This is a genomic window from Microcystis sp. M49636_WE2, from assembly GCF_030065375.1.
Lineage (GTDB): Bacteria > Cyanobacteriota > Cyanobacteriia > Cyanobacteriales > Microcystaceae > Microcystis > Microcystis aeruginosa_C.
Window position 1 is genome coordinate 1 of the sequence record NZ_JASJFG010000621.1, and the last position, 3,678, is coordinate 3,678.

At 41.8% G+C, this 3,678-nt stretch carries 4 protein-coding genes; 1 reads left to right on the plus strand and 3 read right to left on the minus strand.

Going from position 1 to position 3,678, the window contains the following annotated elements:
* Positions 1-1,766 (minus strand): sll1366 family intein-prone helicase (locus PX484_RS14285; protein WP_288104370.1); only part of this gene is annotated, 1,766 nt, incomplete at its 3' end.
* Between the two features lie 200 nt (positions 1,767-1,966).
* On the opposite strand from PX484_RS14285, the gene PX484_RS14290 reads away from it, so the two are divergent.
* A complete protein-coding gene (locus PX484_RS14290) occupies positions 1,967-2,755 on the plus strand; it encodes a pentapeptide repeat-containing protein (RefSeq protein ID WP_287768077.1) in 789 nt (262 codons plus the stop codon).
* Here PX484_RS14290 and PX484_RS14295 read toward each other — a convergent pair.
* Both PX484_RS14295 and PX484_RS14300 read right to left on the minus strand, forming a co-directional pair.
* Positions 2,752-3,186, minus strand: a complete 435-nt coding sequence (locus PX484_RS14295) for an ArsR/SmtB family transcription factor (RefSeq protein WP_002754959.1) — start codon at positions 3,184-3,186, stop codon at positions 2,752-2,754. The genes PX484_RS14290 and PX484_RS14295 overlap by 4 nt on opposite strands.
* Positions 3,187-3,221: 35 nt before the next feature.
* Positions 3,222-3,386: a metallothionein gene (locus tag PX484_RS14300; RefSeq protein ID WP_287768079.1), complete on the minus strand. Its 165-nt coding sequence runs from the start codon at positions 3,384-3,386 to the stop codon at positions 3,222-3,224.
* Positions 3,387-3,678 lie beyond the last annotated feature (292 nt).

Here is a 3,678-nt window from a genome sequence, read left to right on the forward strand (position 1 = left end):
TTAACTAACATATCCTGTTCTTTTAATGCTAGTAAAAAAGCGATTAATTGCGGGGTTTTTCCTAAACCCATATCATCGGCTAAACAAGCACCTAAACCCCACTTTTCTAGGAAAGCTAACCAACTAACTCCCTTGATTTGATAGGGACGTAATTCCCCCCGAAATTCTCGCGGTGGGTTGATTAATTGAATCCCTTGATTGTTATTTAAATTATCAATTAATTCCTTTAATGCTCCCTCCGCTTGGAAATTAACTACCGGCAGTTTAGCAATTAGATTATTATCTCCTGAACTCAAGCGCAGGGCATCCTCCACCGAGAGATTAAGGGGAGCGATGGTATTATTTAAAATTGCCTGAGCTGCTTTGACATCCGTAGGTTGTAGGATTAACCATTTGCCTCCCACTTCCACCACTGGCGATTTTTTCTCTAATAACTTATCAAAATCTTTTTTCGATATTTCCTGTTCCCCTACCACTAATTTAAGCTGAAAGTTTAACAAACTGGTTAAACTTAATCTTTCTCCTTTTTTGGGAGTTACACTGGCAGCAATCTTAATTCCTAATCTTTGTTCATTACTACCAGCAGTTAAACCCGTTGGCAAAATTACCCCTAATCCCTGATCTTGCAATTGCCAAGCGATCGAGCGAATAAACTGATAAACTTCGATCGAATCAAGAGAACATTCCTCCGGGTGTCTCTGCTCTAAACTAATTCTAATCGGTTCGTACAATCGCGATGCTAATCCCAATCCTTTTAAGAGAATTTCCTGGGGATTATTGACAACTCTTTGATAACTATGATAACTTTCTTTGCCCTCTAACCAAATCAACTTGGCACTAATGAGAAATTCGGGATCATCTAACGCTTGTAAATAATAGGTGAGTTTCCACGCTGTCCCTAAACTGGGAGGTTGTAAGGATAGACAGACACGGTATTGATTCTCGATTAATTGGCGATTATTGCCATTAACTAAACTTTCTTGGATAGGAAACACCCAGTTATTATAAGCATTTTCTAGGCGCTGTAAATTCTTGGCTTCTAAGGCAATCTCACGATGATCACCGCTTAAAGATTGTAGCCAAGGTTTTACCATCAATGACGGCGAAATATTAACAGTACTATCTATCTTTTGTCGCAAACGAGCATCGACAATATTTTTTAAGCAATCGAGAATAATTGTTTGTGGTTCGCTATTTTCTTGATAGGCAAGACAGACCGGGGGGATGGTTTGGATAAACTTAGCTAAACGAGTGCGATCGATGGTACTATCTAGCAGGGGATACCAGCAACTTTCACCCTGATTTATTCCCGCTAAAAATTTCCCTCTTGCTAATAAATCTAAACTCCAACGGTGCAAATACAGCCAAAATCGTAGATCATTGCCGATAAATTCGGCCTTAGCTAGGGGCAATTTTTCCCATAACCGCACTATCATCCCCGCAGAAAAAGTTAATCCCGATATCTGCCATGGTTGCCAAGACAAGGATTTAGTTGAGGGTTCGAGAATTTGCCCCGACAGCAGCGGTAAAAAATATTTTTTCCTAGGGGGAGAATAACTAGGCAAACTGAGCTTGATTGATTCTGGAGAATAGCAGTCAAGCTGAGGAGAAAATTTCTCGATAAATTGGGCTAATGCCCCAGATTCTAGACAAAAAGGATGATTTTCCTTTGTTTCACTTAATTCCTTCCCTTGCCACTGTTCACCCCAAAGAAAAAAAACACTATCCTGCGAACCAATCAGCCAATTACCGTGTAGAGTAGTCATTATGAAATAGGGAAATTCCTTTAAAAAACTTGCTGTTGAAAAGGTAACAAATCTCGATTTTGTCGCTTCTTCTGACGTTAAGAGCCTCTAATCTTCTATTTTACTGGACAAGGGCTGATTTCTCAAGTAGAATCTAGTTCAGCGATTAGCCCCGATCGAATGGTTATTATCAGTAATAATAAATAGAGTTATTTTAAACTATGTACAAATCGATCGCCCTAACCCTCGCGCTCAGTCTTCCCCTTAACTTCTCCCTAGTTGGTCAGACGGAAGATTTAAACCACCTACAGCAATTATTATCCACCCGAAAATGTCCCCAATGCGATCTGAGCGGTTCAGGGTTAGTGCAATCGAATCTAGTCGGGGCAAAATTAAATGGGGCCAATCTCGTCGGTGCTAATCTTAGTCAAGCTAATTTAAGTGGGGCGGATCTGAGTGGTGCTAATTTAACCGGAGCCTCTCTTTTTGGTGCTAATCTGACTGGAGCGAACTTAACCGGAGCAATCTTGACGGGTGCGGATTTAAGAGGTGCTTATCTCAATAATGCTAACCTCGACAACACTAAACTAGACACTGCATACGTGCAGGGTGCGGTGGGAATTCCCAGTAGTGCCGGTACTCCTGAACTATTCTACGGACTAGGGATGGTGGAAGGAAAACAGGGACGCACCAGCGCCGCCATAGAAAATTTTAATAAAGCCTTGACAATTAACTCAGAATATGCTCCAGCTTATCTGGCCCGGTCCATGGCTCACTATCGTCTGGGACAAAATGCTCTAGCGGCCCAGGATGCTCAAATGGCTTCGACTCTCTTTCAACGCCAAGGCAATACCCCCGGTCACGAAGCAGCAGAGAATTTTATTAAAGGCATGGAAATCGCCCTAAAACCGCAAGAACAAGGTGGTGGCAACGCTCAATTAGACCAAATGGTGCAGGGGATTGGTTCTCTGCTCTTACAGTTTGTTTTACCCGCTTTGGGACTGTTTTAATCCTCGTCCGCTGGCTCTTCTAAATGTTCCGAGACCGCGTAATAAAGGTCAAGAACATGGTGATCGGCAAGACGATAAAAGACTCTCCGTCCCTGTTTTTGGTATTTAACTAATCTTAAGGCTCTTAGGGTTCTTAACTGGTGCGATACGGCCGATTCACTCATCCCTAAGTCGTCGGCTAAGTCACAAACACATAATTCTTGTTTGGCTAAAAGCGACAGAATTCTTAGGCGGTTGGCATCCCCCAAAAGGCTGAAAAATTCGGCCATTTTTTGGGCTTTTTCGATTTCTAATCCCTGCAAGTGCTGGAATTTCGCCTCTTGGTGATGGGATTCCCCACAAACCGGTGCTATTTTCTCTAGGGCCATATTTTTTCCTGATCGGTTATTAAGGGAAAGTTGAGAAAGGGAGGTATCGATCAAATCTTCCATGCCGATACTTGTCCCTTTCTTCCCAATAACTAAATTTAAACGCAACCACAGCCCTGGTGTCCACAGCCTTTCTCGTTAACGTGACCATTGGCACAAGCTTGGCAACAGTAGTATTTATCGTTTTCTTTGATGGCATCGGCGATCGATACTACACACTTACAGGATTTACAAGCACATTTCATGGTGGTGACAGCGATCATGGTTACTACCTCTGAACTTCTTTACTGACTTTATTATAACATCTGAACAGATGTTCATGGATTGAACAAAGTTAAATTTTTCTAAAACTCAGACGGGTGGGAAGTTCTCCTTGATCAGTGATCAGATTTGAGTTTTCAGTTTGCATATAGAGCTTTTCACGTTACTGAGGTATCGACAAGTTTTGCCAACAAAGAGTTTAACCCCCTTGCCCATGCCTCATTCTGATGAAAACTGCTATATATAGTCTAAGGTAGAAAAAAGTTAAATACTGACTAAACCGCCCAATCATAA

Excerpts from the sequence above, each read along its gene's own strand:
- PX484_RS14300 (WP_287768079.1), bottom strand. The coding sequence starts at position 3,386 with ATGATCGCTGTCACCACCATGAAATGTGCTTGTAAATCCTGTAAGTGT.
- PX484_RS14290 (WP_287768077.1), top strand. The coding sequence starts at position 1,967 with ATGTACAAATCGATCGCCCTAACCCTCGCGCTCAGTCTTCCCCTTAAC.
- PX484_RS14295 (WP_002754959.1), bottom strand. The coding sequence starts at position 3,186 with ATGGAAGATTTGATCGATACCTCCCTTTCTCAACTTTCCCTTAATAAC.